14 protein-coding genes are annotated in these 16,309 nt (G+C 23.7%); 9 read left to right on the plus strand and 5 right to left on the minus strand.

Annotated elements, in window-relative coordinates; all coding sequences use genetic code 11:
* Positions 1–49: 49 nt before the first annotated feature.
* Complete coding sequence (gene murJ / locus RJT54_RS01190) at positions 50–1,582, minus strand: murein biosynthesis integral membrane protein MurJ (RefSeq protein WP_343128032.1); 1,533 nt, start codon at positions 1,580–1,582, stop codon at positions 50–52.
* 742 nt (positions 1,583–2,324) lie between these two features.
* On the opposite strand from murJ, the gene RJT54_RS01195 reads away from it, so the two are divergent.
* The 9 genes from RJT54_RS01195 (at position 2,325) to ptsG (ending at position 9,505) form a co-directional block, all read left to right on the plus strand.
* Positions 2,325–3,269: an RluA family pseudouridine synthase gene (locus RJT54_RS01195; RefSeq protein ID WP_343128033.1), complete on the plus strand. Its 945-nt coding sequence runs from the start codon at positions 2,325–2,327 to the stop codon at positions 3,267–3,269.
* 35 nt (positions 3,270–3,304) lie between these two features.
* Positions 3,305–3,484, plus strand: a complete 180-nt coding sequence (gene rpmF / locus RJT54_RS01200; RefSeq protein ID WP_343128034.1) for a 50S ribosomal protein L32 — start codon at positions 3,305–3,307, stop codon at positions 3,482–3,484.
* Positions 3,485–3,598: 114 nt separating this feature from the next.
* Positions 3,599–4,537 carry an ACP S-malonyltransferase gene (locus tag RJT54_RS01205; protein ID WP_343128035.1) on the plus strand — a complete coding sequence of 313 codons (939 nt, stop codon included), beginning with the start codon at positions 3,599–3,601 and terminating at the stop codon, positions 4,535–4,537.
* The gene (fabG, locus tag RJT54_RS01210) at positions 4,527–5,261 is read left to right on the plus strand and encodes a 3-oxoacyl-ACP reductase FabG (protein ID WP_343128036.1); all 735 of its coding nucleotides are present in this window, start codon (positions 4,527–4,529) and stop codon (positions 5,259–5,261) included. The genes RJT54_RS01205 and fabG overlap by 11 nt, the downstream gene beginning before the upstream one ends.
* Before the next feature lie 84 nt (positions 5,262–5,345).
* The gene (locus RJT54_RS01215; RefSeq protein WP_343128037.1) at positions 5,346–5,576 is read left to right on the plus strand and encodes an acyl carrier protein; all 231 of its coding nucleotides are present in this window, start codon (positions 5,346–5,348) and stop codon (positions 5,574–5,576) included.
* A 22-nt stretch (positions 5,577–5,598) separates the two neighbouring features.
* Positions 5,599–6,255: a dTMP kinase gene (gene tmk / locus RJT54_RS01220; protein ID WP_343128038.1), complete on the plus strand. Its 657-nt coding sequence runs from the start codon at positions 5,599–5,601 to the stop codon at positions 6,253–6,255.
* Positions 6,228–7,217, plus strand: a complete 990-nt coding sequence (locus RJT54_RS01225) for a DNA polymerase III subunit delta' C-terminal domain-containing protein (RefSeq protein ID WP_343128039.1) — start codon at positions 6,228–6,230, stop codon at positions 7,215–7,217. Before tmk ends, RJT54_RS01225 begins: the two co-directional genes overlap by 28 nt.
* A 15-nt stretch (positions 7,218–7,232) precedes the next feature.
* Positions 7,233–8,015, plus strand: a complete 783-nt coding sequence (locus RJT54_RS01230; RefSeq protein WP_343128040.1) for a TatD family hydrolase — start codon at positions 7,233–7,235, stop codon at positions 8,013–8,015.
* Positions 8,016–8,059: 44 nt separating this feature from the next.
* A complete protein-coding gene (ptsG, locus tag RJT54_RS01235; protein WP_343128041.1) occupies positions 8,060–9,505 on the plus strand; it encodes a PTS glucose transporter subunit IIBC in 1,446 nt (481 codons plus the stop codon).
* Between the two features lie 59 nt (positions 9,506–9,564).
* Here the strand turns inward: ptsG and RJT54_RS01240 are convergent, their stop codons facing one another.
* From RJT54_RS01240 to RJT54_RS01255, 4 genes are all read right to left on the minus strand, one after another.
* Positions 9,565–10,695, minus strand: coding sequence for a porin (locus RJT54_RS01240; RefSeq protein WP_343128042.1), 1,131 nt, complete (start codon positions 10,693–10,695; stop codon positions 9,565–9,567).
* Between the two features lie 122 nt (positions 10,696–10,817).
* Positions 10,818–12,221, minus strand: coding sequence for an asparagine--tRNA ligase (asnS, locus tag RJT54_RS01245; RefSeq protein ID WP_343128043.1), 1,404 nt, complete (start codon positions 12,219–12,221; stop codon positions 10,818–10,820).
* Between the two features lie 124 nt (positions 12,222–12,345).
* Positions 12,346–13,293 carry a rhodanese-related sulfurtransferase gene (locus RJT54_RS01250; RefSeq protein ID WP_343128044.1) on the minus strand — a complete coding sequence of 316 codons (948 nt, stop codon included), beginning with the start codon at positions 13,291–13,293 and terminating at the stop codon, positions 12,346–12,348.
* Positions 13,294–13,367: 74 nt separating this feature from the next.
* Complete coding sequence (locus RJT54_RS01255) at positions 13,368–16,199, minus strand: valine--tRNA ligase (RefSeq protein WP_343128045.1); 2,832 nt, start codon at positions 16,197–16,199, stop codon at positions 13,368–13,370.
* Between the last annotated feature and the right edge of the window lie 110 nt (positions 16,200–16,309).

Raw genomic sequence — 16,309 nt, forward strand, 5'->3', positions numbered from 1 at the left:
TTTTTTGTATTTTTTATAACCAATACAAATAGATTGTTTGTATAATAATTTATACTTTAAAATAAAATTGTTGTATACGCATTCCAAATATAAATAATATTGTAAAGTAAATTAACCAAGAAGATATAATAATCATCAATAATCTATTTGCTTTATACCAAACACTTCCAACATTCCAATCCGGCATACAATGTAAGATAATTGTTAATATGATTAACATAATTAGTGTAGAAAATATAATTTTTAATATAAAATTTAACCAACCCGGTTGAAATTTAAAAAATCGTTTTCGATATAAATACCAATATAATAACATACAATTAAACCAAGCCGAAAAACTAATCGACAATGATAAACCTAAATTTCCAAACTTCATAAATAAAAAAAATAAATTAATAATTTGTGTAATACAAATTGTTATAAAAGAAATAATCATGGGTGTTTTAATATCTTGACGTGCATAAAAAGCAGGAGATAATACCTTGACTAATACTAATCCTAACAATCCTATCGAATAACCAATTAACGACCTTTCTGTCATCATAGTATCAAATTTTGTAAATTTTCCATATTGAAATAAAACTGTAATTAAAGGATGTGATAAAATATATAACATCAACGAACTTGGTAATCCTATTATAAAACTAATTCGCATTGCCCAATCAATTAATTTACAAAATTGATCTCGTTTACTATAAACAATACTTTTTGTTAATGATGATAATAATATTGTACCAAGTGATATGCCTAGTATACCTACAGGAAATTCAATTAATCTATCTGCATAATACATCCAAGAGACTGAACCTGAAATAAATAACGATGATAAAATACTATTAATTAATAAAGAAATATGATTTGCTGATACACCTAATATTCCTAAACCAATTTTTTTTAATAAACTAGATATTTGTAATATTTTAAAATTAATCGTTGGTGAAACTAACATATCAATTCTTGTTAAAAAGAAAAATTGATATAAAAATTGTAAAATACCACCAAACACTACAGACCAAGACAAAGCAAATATTGGAGTATGAAAAAATTTTGTAAAAAATAATGAAAAAATGATCATACTAGTATTCAATAAAATTGGGGAACAGACAGGTATCAAAAAACAATCCCAAATATTCAAAATCGCAGTTGTTAACGATGATAATGAAATAAAAAAAATATAAGGAAAAGTAATTCTTAGTAATTTTACAGTTAATAAAAATAATAACTTTTTTTTAAAAAAACCAGGAACGATAATACAAATAATATAAGGCGCAAAATATATACCCATGAAAGTCAAAAAACATAACATTAAAATCATAAAACCAAAAATAGCAGAAAAAAATTTTTTTGTAATATTGCTATTTTGTTTTTTGTATTGAATAAGAATAGGAATAATAATTTGTAAAAATGCTCCTTCAGCAAATATCCGCTTTAATAAATTAGGTATCTTAAACGCAATAAAAAATGCATCAGTTGATATTGATACCCCAAATGTATAAGCAATAATAAAATCACGTATAAAACTTAGTATTCTTGAAAATAAAGTTAATACACTAATATTAATAAACGATTTTAAAAGGTTCATATTTTTAAGAAATATTTAAATGAACGTACAATATAAAATTATCTCACTATAAGATTTTATTTTATAAAAATGAAATATTTTAAATAATTTTAAAAATTTTGATTAAAAAAATGATCATCTTATATAATATATTTATATAATCTCTGTAGAATAAAATATGATAATAAATACATTTGTACGAAATATATAAAAAAATAAATATATTATATCATATATCGTATATAAAACGTATGATTCAAAAATTACATATGAAAATAATGTTTTTTTTGTATTATACTATTTTTTTCATGTATTTTTATCAATATATTACATTTAACATATATATTAAAAATATTATGGCATAAAAACTTATCAAATAAAAAATAATAAAATCGTGTACATATTAATCCAAATACTAAATATTTATACTACAAAATTATTGCTAAATAGAAATAAAAATACTATATTAAGAATATATATTACATTATAAATGCAAGACATTTAAAATATTAAGAATATAAATATAAGTATAATATATGCAAACAGTTTCCATATATATTAACATACATTAAATTCACACATATATTTTTTAATTTAAAAAAATATTTATTCTAAAATAATAATATGAGATGTACTGATTTTTTAATTAAAACATACAAAACTTATATTAAATTAGTAATCTATATGAGATCAATTATACATGTAATATTGATATAAAATTTAAATTTCATATATTAAATAAGTATTTTTTATATGGAGTACAATGAATAATCAACATAATTTAAATATCAAAATTAACAATGATACAACTAATCAAAGAATTGATAATTTTATACATAAAAAATTTCAAAAAATTCCAAAAAATATACTGTATGCAATGTTAAGAACAGGATATATTAAAATTAACACAAAGAAAGTTAAACCATACTATAAAATACAAACAGGAGATATACTATCATATTCTAATAGAATAATATTAAAAAAAAATAATAAAACCGTTATAAATACAATCATTAAAAAAAAGTTTTATTCTTATATTTTATTTGAAGATAAAGATTTATTAATTATTAATAAACCAACTGGGCTTGCAGTACATAGCGGTAGTGGTTTAAAATTTGGTGTAATAGAAATATTTCGTTTACTAGAAGCAAACTATAAAATTTTAGAATTGGTACATCGTATAGATCGTCATACATCCGGTGTATTAATATTATCAAAAAAAAAATCTGTTTTAAAAAATTTACACCAACAATTCCAAGAAAAAAAAATTTATAAAAGTTATACCGCCATAGTACATGGTGTTTTAGAAACAGAAAAACAACATATTTCTATACCACTTACAAAAGGAAAATTAACAAATGGTCAAAAAATTATAATAACCAATCCTTTAGGTAAAGCATCGCTTAGTATTTTTAAAGTAAAAAAACGCTTCAAAAAACATACATTAGTAGAAATTATACCAAAAACTGGAAGAACACATCAAATTCGAGTACACGCCGCATATATTGGACATCCTATTGTTTTTGATAGTATTTATGGTAATACTGAATTAGATAATAAAATTCATTTAAACAATTATAATAAAAAAATTTTATTACACGCTTCAAAAATTGCATTTTATCATCCCAGAAATTATCAAAAATATTATATTTATGCTCCAATAGCGAATCGATTTATAGAATTTTTAAAAAATATATGTGGTCAATAATCATAAAAATATACTTTATAAAGGATATATTCAAAATGGCAGTCCAAAAAAGTAAACCGACTCGGTCAAAACGTGGTATGCGACGATCTCATGATAAATTATCTGTACCAATGTTATCACAAGATAAATTTAGTAAAGAAATTCATATACGCCACTGTATGACAAAAAAGTTTTTTTATCACGGGAAATTAATTTTAAAAAAAAATACTAATTAATTTTTAAAAAATATTTTAACATGAATAAAAATATTTATTTATGTTAAATATCACATTTAAAAAGCATAATATACATATTGGTCGCACTTTACAATAATATTTATAGGATATAATGTGATTTTAAAACTAGCAATGATTTTTCCTGGACAAGGCAAGCAAAATATACATCGTATCATTCAACTCAATAAATATAACAGTATTATTTATCATACTTTTCAAGAAGCGTCAGAATATTTAAATTATAATATCTGGGATATTATCAAAATACCTCTTATAACATATCAAACAACATATGCACAACCAATAATACTGACTATGTCAGTAGCACTTTATCGATTATGGAAAAGTATAGGTGGTATAAATCCGATAATTTCGGCTGGACATAGTTTAGGGGAATATTCTGCTTTAGTATGTAGCAATGCCATGACATTTTCTGATGGAATTAAAATAGTCCAAAAAAGAGCAATCATGATGAAAAAACAAATAAACGGATTATCAATACAAATGCAAGCAATTATTGGACTAAAAAAAAAAATAATATTAAAATTATGTCAAAATCATTTATTTGATCATATGGTCAACATTGCAAATATTAATTCCGATAATCAAATTGTTATTTCCGGACATAAAAAAGCTGTACAAAACATCAGCATAATATGTAAAAAAATGGGCGCAAAAACAATTATATTACCTATTGATGTTGCTGCGCATTGTAATATTATGAAAAAAATTAGAAGAAAATTTGTTAAACACATTAAAAAAATACACATTCAAAAAACACAATATCCAGTAATTAATAGTATTTCCGTAAAACAACAAATCTCTCAACATACTATTCGTAAATCACTAGTTAAACAATTATTTAAGCCTGTGCAATGGTCAAAAACAATGAAAGTAATAACATCAATATCAAACATCATACTAGAAATGGGTACAGGAAACGTTTTAACCAAACTCAATAACAATAATTATATTAATATTATACCTATGTATACTATAAAAAATATATATAAAATTATCAATTTATTAAGTAAAAATAATTATGATAAATAATAAAAAAATTGCATTAATTACTGGCGCAAATAAAGGGATTGGACAAGAAATTGCAAAAACACTATCTCAAAATAATATTTTTGTAATCGGAACAGCTAAAAATATAGATGGTAAAAATATTATAGATAATACGTTAAAAAATCATGGATTTGGTACAATGTTAGATTTAAATGACCTAAAGCAAGTGGAATCTTGTATACAAGCTATCTATAAAAAATTTAAGAAGATTGATATCTTAATTCATAATGCTGCATATAAAAATGATAAATTATTTATTAATATGAAATTAAAGGATTGGAATGAAACCATACACATCAATTTAACATCTATATTTTTTATTACACAAATAATTATAAAAAATATGATACAACAAAAATACGGTCGAATTATTACAATTAGCTCAATTGTTGGATATAGTGGTAATATTGGACAAATAAACTATGCAGCATCAAAATCGGGAATAATTGGATTTAATAAAACACTTGCTTTGGAAGTTGCTTCAAAAGGTATTACAGCAAATATTATTGCGCCAGGATTTATAAATATTGGAATGACTCAAACAATGACCGAACGTCAAAAACAAAATTATTTATCTAAAATACCAATGAAAAAATTCGGTTCAGCAAAAGACATTGCTTATGCAGTATTATTTTTAATATCAAAATACTCTTCATATATTACAGGACAAACTATGCATATTAATGGTGGAATATATATGCATTAAATATGTAGCATGCATATTCAAAAGTTCAATGATTATATATAATAAAGATATTCACTTATAAAAAGTAAAATAATTCGGAATAACATGAAAAATACAATAAAAACAATTGTTTCTAAAATTATGAATGTTCATATAGATAAAATCACTGAAAAAACAAATCTATTTACAGATTTAAAGGCGGATTCACTAGATATGATTGAAATTGCTATGGCTATAGAAGAAAAATTTAAAATAGATATACCAGATTCAGAACTTGAACACTTAAACACTATTGATCTAATTACAAAATATATTCAAAATACTAATACAACATAATCTCATCAAATAACTAAAAAATATGATTTATAATCAAGGCAAATTTATTGCTTTAGAAGGATTAGATGGTTCAGGTAAAACACATGCCTGTAACTTACTTAAAAATATTTTACGAAAACATAAAATACAAAATATCATAATTCGTGAACCTGGAGGCACACCATTAGGAGAAAATATTAGAAATATTATAAAAAATTTACATCCATATGAAATAATTCATCCAAAAACAATACTTTTGCTTATATATGCTTCTCGTATGCAATTAATTCAAAATATAATTGCACCAGCATTAAAAAATAATATTTGGATAATATCAGACCGATATGAGTTATCTTCCTTTGCATACCAAGGAGGAGGGTTTAAAATCAAAAAAGAATTAATTATATTTTTACATAATATAATTGTTCAATCTTACACTCCAGATTTAACAATATATTTAGATGTAATACCAAAATATGCATTACAGAGAATTATACAAAGAGGTAAACTAGATCAAATTGAAAAAAATAATATTCATTTCTTTACAAGAATTAGAAATATTTATCTAAATTTAATTACTCAAAATGACAATAGCATAACTATTGATGCAAATCTTAAAATAGATATTGTACAAAAAGATATAAAAAATAAATTTAAAAAATGGTTACGAACATGCAAAATACATGGTATCCGTGGTTAAATAAAACATATAAAAATATTATTCAGAATTATCAAAACGGGAAATTACATCATACAATATTAATAGAATCATATAGCATTAATAATACATATAAAATCATATGGGCTATAATCCGATGGATATTATGTCATAAGAAACATGGAATTAAAAATTGCGGTAAATGTATAGGATGTACTTTAATTAAAAACAATATTCATCCTGATTGTTATATTATACATGCAAAAAATACAAATAATATTATAGAAATTAAAAAAATCCGTCATATTATTGATATGATTAAAAATACCGCACAACAAAAACATGATAAAATTTTATGGATTCCAGATTATTCGTTACTAACGATATTTGGTATTAATGCATTATTAAAAATTATAGAAGAACCACCTGAAAATACTTTTTTTTTTATTGGAAATAAATTTTATAATAATATCCATTCTACTTTTAGAAGTAGATGTATATTATATAAAATCTTTACACCTAATGAAAAAATCGGATTATCTTGGATGCAAAAAAATACGACAATCAAAAAAAAAACCTGTTTACTTGCCTTACGTATTAATAATAATGATCCAGAATTAGCAAATAAATTACTTAAAAATAAAAATTGGATTCAAAGAATCCAGTTATATAACAATATTCATTATGCAATCAATAAAAATAATTTTTTAACACTGTTACCATATTTAAATACTGATGATATAATAAATAAAATTTATTGGATTATATTATTATTTTTAGATAGTATGAAATTACAAAAAAAAATTTTTTCATATTTAATAAATATTGATCAAATACCATTAATTACACAGATATCCCAAAATTATTCATACATTACACTAAACAATATAGTACATTCTTGGGTTCAGTGCCGATATCTATTAACAACAGTTAATAATATTAATTATGAACTGTTAATCTTAAATCAATTATTAAAATGGCAAATTTTAAAGAAAAAATCATAACTATAGAGAATATATATGTATTTAATTGATTCTCATTGTCACTTAAACATAATTAAAAAAAAGTATACGGATAATATTAAAGACATATTACAACAAGCATCTAATAATGATGTCAAATTAATTCTGAATGTAGCAACATCTATTGATTATTATATTGAATCATCTCAATTATTCAAGAATAACAAATATATTTTACATAGTTGTGGTATTCATCCTTTGGATGAAAGCATTTATCATACTAATAATATTAATAAATTAGAAGATAGTATTATCAACAACAATAATATTACTGCATTAGGTGAAACTGGTCTTGATTTTTATTATACAAATACTACAAAAAATATTCAAATAGATGCATTTAAACAGCATATTTATTTAAGTATTAAATATAATATACCAATTATTATACATACTAGGAACGCAAACAAGGATACAATAAATATTTTATCTAATCAAGAATCGTTATCCTGTTCTGGTGTTGTACATTCTTTTACCGGTGATATCAATATGGCAAGAAAATTATTAGATTTAGGGTTATATATTTCTTTATCTGGTATTATAACATTTAAGAATGCGTTACATATAAAAAATATGGCAAAATTTATACCAGTCAATCGATTACTAATTGAAACCGATTCACCATATTTATCACCAGAACCATATAGAGGTCAATATAATAAACCATCAAATTTATTATATATTGCAAAATATCTTGCACAATTAAAACAAATTAGTGTAACTGACATAACAAGAATTATTAAAAAAAATTTTTATTCATTATTTAGTTTATCTAAATAACATAATAATAAATTTAAATAAAATATATTTAGGAAATATTCTATATGTTAAAAAATTTATTTTCAAATTTACAAAAATTAGGCAAATCTTTAATGTTACCTGTGTCAGTACTACCTATAGCGGGTATTTTATTAGGAATAGGTTCAGCGCATTTTAAAATTATATCACCAATAGCATCACATATTATGGCAGAAGCTGGAGGCTCTGTATTTAAAAATATACCATTAATTTTTTCTATCGGTATTGCTTTAGGTTTCACAAATAATGATGGCGTAGCTGCATTAGCGTCAGTAGTTTGCCATGAAATTATGATTAAAACAACATCAATTATGATCCCAATTGTTTTAAACAATGATATTATTTGTATAAACCACAAACATTTTTGCGATATTGGTGTATTAGGAGGAATTATTTCTGGAACAATTACAGCATATTTATTTAATCAATTTTCAAGAATTGAATTACCAGAATATTTAGGTTTTTTTTCTGGAAAACGTTTTATTCCTATGATTGCAGGATTATGTGCAATATTATTTGGTTGTATATTATCAGTCATATGGCCACCAATTAGTAAAATTATTCAAGTATTTTCACAATGGGCAGCATATCAAAATCCTATGCTTGCTTTTGGCATATACGGTTTTGTAGAACGTATATTAGTTCCTTTTGGATTACACCACATTTGGAATGTTCCGTTTCAAATGCAAATAGGGGAATATACTAATTCTCTAGGGCAAATTTTTCATGGTGATATTGCACGATATATGGCTGGAGATCGTACCGCAGGAAAATTAGCAGGAGGATTTTTATTTAAAATGTATGGATTACCAGGAGCAGCTTGTGCAATTTGGCGATGCGCGCATCAAAAATACCGAGCTAAAGTTGGTGGATTAATGATTTCTGCCGCATTAACAGCATTTTTAACAGGTATTACAGAACCTATTGAATTTTCATTTTTATTAACCGCGCCAATACTGTATTTTATACATGCAATTCTAGCAGGTCTAGCATTTCCTATATGTATTTTATTCGGTATGAATGCAGGAACAAGTTTTTCACATGGGTTAATTGATTTTATCATATTAAGCGCCCATGGAAAATCTATATGGTTATTTCCAGTTGTTGGTATTGCATATGGCGCTATTTATTATATTGTATTTTATACATTAATCAAGTATTTTAATTTATCAACTCCCGGAAGAGAAAATTTCAGAGATAATATCATTATTAAAAAACCGCAAGAATTAGCACCATTATTAATTCAGGCACTAGGCGGAATAAATAATATTCAACATTTAGATGCTTGTATTACAAGAATTAGAATTACTATATTGGATTCTCAATTAGTTAATCAAATACAAATAAAAAAACTAGGTGCATCTGGAATAGTAATGTCAGGTTTAGGTGTACAAATTGTTTTTGGTACTAAATCGGATAATATAAAAAGTGCTATGGATGACCATATACAAAAAATAACACAAAAAAAATAATTAAAATTCTACTACTATTATGATGTATATAATAGTAGCAGAAAAAAATGTACATCTTATTAAAATGTAAGCGTCATACCACCTTCTAAAACATTATTTACTGCAAATGATACAGTATTACTGTTTTCAATTTCGAAATTATTCTGTAAGTATAAAATCGTATTTTTATTATAACGATACTTAACTGCTGTATTACATGTATTAAATATATCAAATGATTTATCTTTGCTTAATAAATCATAATTTTGTAATACCATGCATTTTTCTTGATAAATATTATGTATGACATACATACGTATTAATTTTATACTTGCTATAATATGCGGTGTAAAATTATATTCTGATAATAATTCAATGTCTTTAGTACGATCAAAAAAATATTTTTGTGTAATTTGTTTTGAAAAATTTTCTTGAATACTATAAAATACTGCAAAATATAGTTTTTTAAATATATATTTTAATCCAACAGAATAAGATTTAGTTTTATCTTTAAAAAAGTTTAAAAAATCCTGGTTAAAATAATGATTTATATTAACTGAATATGCACCTGCAATACTGCCTTTATCACCATTAAAATCATATCTAATAAAATGATTTAATTTATCATGAGACAAATCAACAGGTAGACTAGAATCTAAATATTGATATTGCGATGCTATAGTTAAATGATCTATTAATCCAAAAAAATTTTTATTGTAATAACTAATTAAATTTTTAACATGATATGTAATATCGTGTATAATATGTAAAGCTTGTAAACCACAATCAATATCAAATTTTTTACGAGTGAAACAATTAACATCATACGTGAAATTATATTTTTTACCGTATTCTATATTACCAAGTTTATGAACATGTATACCTATACACATCGGATTTATATGATTGAAGATATCTATTGGATGTTTTAGTTTAAAAGTTCCATTCTGAACATCATATCCGATAGTACAGTAACTTATAAAATGTGGATTACGATGCATACCAAAAACCATAAACTTTAATACATTATTATAATCATAATATTGTATTTTATTATTTTGAAAATTATATAGCATATTTTTTTTTTCATACATAAAAATATTTACTTTAACACGTGCATTATGATTTTTACAGGTTGGTAACCCACTTGCTACATTAATAGATAATAACGCTGAAATAATGATTATCATAAAATTTTTTATATTTATCATATCCAAAATCTCGTGTATATATTAAAAATTTTTAATAAAATAATTTATTTTTTAATATTGTTCTAAAAAAATAATATAAGAACATTATATATCAAAATAAAGTATTTTAACAGTAAATTTTTTTAACATAATGCATGATTTACAGTGCGTGGAAATGGAATTAAATCCTTAACATTTTGCACACCGGTAATATATGCAATTAATCTTTCAAAACCTAAACCAAAGCCAGCATGAGGAACACTACCATAACGACGTAAATCAATATACCAAGAATAATTATTTTTATCTAAACCTAATTCTAAAATTCGTTTTTCTAATAACTCCTTACAATCTTCTCGTTCTGATCCTCCAATAAGTTCCCCTATATTAGGTACTAAAAAATCCATTGCAGCAACAGTATAATGATCTTTATTTAATTTCATATAAAATGCTTTTAAATGCTTAGGGTAATTTTTAATAAAAACCGGAGCATGAAAATAATTATTTACTAGATATTTTTCATGTTCTGAAGATAAATCAAGACCATTTTTAATGATATTAATAAATTTTTTTTTAGATCGAATTAAAATTTTAATAGCATCTATATATTCTATTTGAATAATTGGAGTATGCAAGAAATTTTCTAATCTATTAAAAATATTTTTATCGATTTGACTATAAAAAAATTCCATATCTAAGATATTATTCTGTAAAATATATTGAATAATATATTTTATCATATTATATGATAAATTTATAATATCATCTAAATTACAAAATGATTCTTCCACTTCTAACATCCAAAATTCTGCCAAATGACGTGTAGTATTAGAATTTTCAGCTCTGAAAGTTGGTCCAAAGGTATATATTTTCGTCATAGCACATGCATATGCTTCTGCTGTCAGTTGGCCTGATACTGTTAAAAACGTATCCTTACCAAAAAAATCTTTTTTTACAGATTTTAATTGATGTAATTGATTATGATATTTTTGATTTGGTTCTATCGTTGATACACGAAACATAGAACCCGCGCCTTCTGAATCTAAAGTTGTAATAATTGGTGTCGGAATCCAACAATAGTTTTTACTTTGTAAAAAATGATGCATAGCATTAAATATACCATTTCTAATTCTTGTAATTGCGCCTATTAAATTGGTACGAGGTCTAAGATGAGGTATTAATCTTAAATATTCGCAAGTATGTTTTTTAGAGGCTATTGGATAATTATGTGGAGCATCTATAAATCCAACTATTTTTATTGTATGCACTTGAATTTCATATTTTTGATTTTTCCCAATTGAGTATACCAATACACCCTGAATAGAGACTGCACAACCATTGGTTAATTTTAGAATCTCAGATTCATAATTGAATATATTATTTTTAATAATACCTTGAATAGTTTTTACACATGAGCCATCATAGATATCAATAAAAGAAATACCAAAATTTGAATGTCTACGATTACGAATCCAACCAGACAGAGTGACAAATTGATTAACTAAATTGTGATTTTTATATATATCATACACTAATATTTTCTTCATATTATATAATACCTTATGATTGTTATAATATAAATATCATATTTTAAAACATTATAAAATAGATCAATATCATATATAAATATAAAATACAGTCATGTAGTAATATTTTAACATTAATAATATATTATTTTAACTGATTTATACTATGACTTTTACAAAATTTTGAACAATATCCATTGTACTTGATTTGACAAATTCGACATTGGATAAATAAACGATGACACGTATGTTTTTGACAATTCAAATAAGTATCACAATAATCATTGCAATTTTTACATTTTGATAAAATATGTTCAGAAATTTTTTCAGTCATACGATCATCAAAAACAAAATTTTTACCATGAAATTGTATTAAAAAATTATTCTTACGAGATTCATTAACATAATTTAAAATACCGCCTCGTATCTGATATACATATTTAAAATGATGATATTTTAACCACGCTGCAGCTTTTTCACAACGAATGCCACCAGTACAATACATAACAATATGCTTATTTTGATACTGTTTTAAAAAATTCACAATAATTTGTAATTGAGCACGAAAAGTAGATCCAGGTATGTGTATTGCATGTTTAAATCGTCCAACAAGATATTCATAATCATTACGCATATCAACAAAAATTGTATTTGATTGCTTTAACATACGATTTACATCATGAATTTCAAGATATGTGCCAGTATTGTTATTATAAATAAACGTATTTGGTAAACCATCAGCAACAATTTTTTTACGTACTTTAACTTTTAACATCCAAAAAGATGTTTTTTGATTTAATGCATAATTAAGATGCACGTTTTTTAAACTATGATTAATTTTATATAAAGTATTTTTTAGAAGATATAATTTTTTTTTTAAAATGTTAATTTGTGCATTAATTCCTTCATAAGCAATATATATTCTACCAAAAATATTTAATTGAAAAAATTTTTCATATACTGTATTTCTCAATTGATTTGGATTATGTACGTTAAAATATTTGTAAAAAGATAGCGTAATACGACGTTCATTCTTTTCGAAAATAGAAGATTTTAATTTTTTTTTTTGATGAATATTATGTAATACTAACATCTGCGTTTCCATATAAGAAGGATGACAATCTAAATAATTCTCTGTATCACTATCATAATAAGATAAAAATACTATTACAATATATTATCACGGTTTTTAAGTAATTGTTTTAAAATTATTTGTTTATCATGAATTATTTTTTTTGGCGCTTTATCTAAAAAAATTTTATTAGATAATAGTTTTTTCAAAGTAATAATTTTTTTATTTAATTGATTAATTTTTTCTATTTTATCGGACAAAATAATCTTTTTAGTAAAAATAACATCCAATACCAGAAATATTTTATGATCATCGATAATTTCTGTAATAGCATCATTCGGAATTTTATAATTTGCATGAACAAAAATAATATCGTTTAAAAATGAGAATTTCTTAATAATATTACAATTTAATATTATAAAATTCTTAAATTTAAAATCAATATCCATAATATACAAACATAATAAAATATTGTTATCAATTTTAAAAGTAATACGAGTTTTCCTTAAAAATAAAATTATTTTTTGTAAATCTGTCATCATATGCATAATATCTTTACATATCATTTCCTGATTGGCAATAGGAAAATTTTGTAACATAATAGTATCTGCCGTGATAAATAACAAATTTTTTATCTTTTTCCAAATATATTCTGTAATAAACGGAATAATGGGGTGTGCAAGTCTTAAAAATATCTCAAATACATATACCAATGTATACTTAACGCTATTAATTTCTTGATTTGTACCTACATTAAAGATTATTTTTGTAATTTCTAAATACCAATCACAAAATTTATGCCAAAAAAAATCATATAATTTTTTTGTAGCAATATCAAATCTATAATTATCTAATGCTTTTCGATACACTTTTATTGTATTATTTAATTCCGACAATATCCAAATATCACAAAATAAAAAAAATTTATTATTTATTTTATATAATAAATTGTTTGATTTAATATTGATTAAAATAAATCTACCAGCGTTCCAAATTTTATTACAAAAATTTCTATATCCCTGTAATCGGTTCATATCCCAATGAATATTACGTGTTATTGATGAAAAAGAAGAAAATGTAACACGCAATGCATCAGCACCAAAAGCTTTTATCCCTTCTGCGCATTTTGTACGTGTATTATAAAGTATTTTTTCTAGATTACTATCTTTTACACTATTCAGAGTACGTTTCTTTAATAAATTATTTAAACAAATTCCGTCAATTATATCTATAGGATCTAATACATTACCTTTAGATTTTGACATTTTTTGACCAAATTCATCTTTAATTAAACCTGTAATATAAACATTTTTAAAAGGAATTTGAGGACTACCAGAATTATCTTTTATACAATATAAAGTCATCATAATCATTCTAGCAACCCAAAAAAATATAATATCAAAACCACTTACAAGAACATTTGTAGGATGAAAATTTTTCAATAAATTTTCTTTTTTTGGCCAATCCAAAGATAAAAAGCTCCATAAACTGGATGAAAACCAAGTATCTAATACGTCTAACTCACGAATAAGTTGCACATCATCTGGTATTAAATATTTTATACGGACATGCTCTTCATTATTTCCAACATATGTATTACCTAACGAATCATACCACGCTGGTATACGATGACCCCACCATAATTGTCGAGAAATACACCAATCCTGAATATTATACATCCAAGATAAATATAAATTTTGATATTGTTTTGGAAAAAAAGAAATTCGCTTCTCATGTACTACTTGTATAGCTTGTTGTGATAATTTTTTAGTTCGTAAATACCATTGATCAGTTAAAATGCATTCAATTTCAGAACCACTTCTATCACCATATAAACTAACAATATTGGTTTCTATTACACTATGTAATAACTTTAAACTCTTTAATATATTAAGTATTGTTTTTCTTGCTTGTAAACGTGTTAATCCATTCAAACAATTCGGAATCTCAATATTGTCAATTTTAACAAAATTACCATTTACATCGTAGATATTAAAAGTATGACAAACTTTTCCTTCAGTTGTAAAAATATTAATCAGTAACAAATTGTGTCGTATCGCAATATCATAATCATTAAAGTCATGTGCAGGCGTAATTTTCACACAACCTGTACCTTTTTTAACATCCACAAAAGTATCACTAATTACAGGAATAATTCTGTTAACAATAGGTACAACGACAAACGATCCAATAAAATCAATATACCTAGTATCTTCCGGATGTACTGCAACTGCAGTATCACCTAACAATGTTTCAGGACGAGTTGTAGAAATTATTAAATATTTATTTTGATTAATTTTACCTAAATTATCAACTAAAAAATATTTAATATTCCACATATTACCTACCACGGAACGATATTCAATCTCTAAATCAGATAAAACTGTTTGTAATTTTATATCCCAATGAGATAATTTTTTTTTACGATAAATTAAACCATGATCGTATAATTGAATAAAAACTTTTTTTACACCTTTCTTAGAAATATCATCTAACGTAAATCGAGTTCTACTCCAATCAACGGAACTACCTAATCGTTTTATTTGATGATTTATATTAGAATTATTCTGTTTTTTCCATTTCAAGCATTGATTAATAAAATTTCTTCGACCAAATTTTTTTAAATCCTGATTATATTTTAACTGAATGTGTTTAGATACTAGTATTTGCGTTGCAATACCTGCATGATCCACTCCCATTTGCCACAAAGTATTATATCCTTGCATACGATAATATCGTATTAAAATATCCATAATAGTTTGTTGAAACGCATGCCCCATATGTAAATTTCCTGTAATATTAGGAGGAGGCATCAATATACAAAAATTCTTTGATTTAATACCTTTATTTGAATTAAAATAACCATTTTTTTCCCAAGATGCATATAATACTTCTTCAATATCTTTTGGATTATATTTTTGTTTCATATTTAAAAATCTCATCAATAAATACAGTAAATATTATGAATATAATAATATTGTATGTATTGTATAAGTCAAATATCATAAATATATATAACATATATATATTTTATATA

It is taken from the genome of Buchnera aphidicola (Takecallis taiwana), assembly GCF_039355125.1.
GTDB classification, from domain to species: Bacteria; Pseudomonadota; Gammaproteobacteria; order Enterobacterales; family Enterobacteriaceae; genus Buchnera_L; species Buchnera_L aphidicola_AG.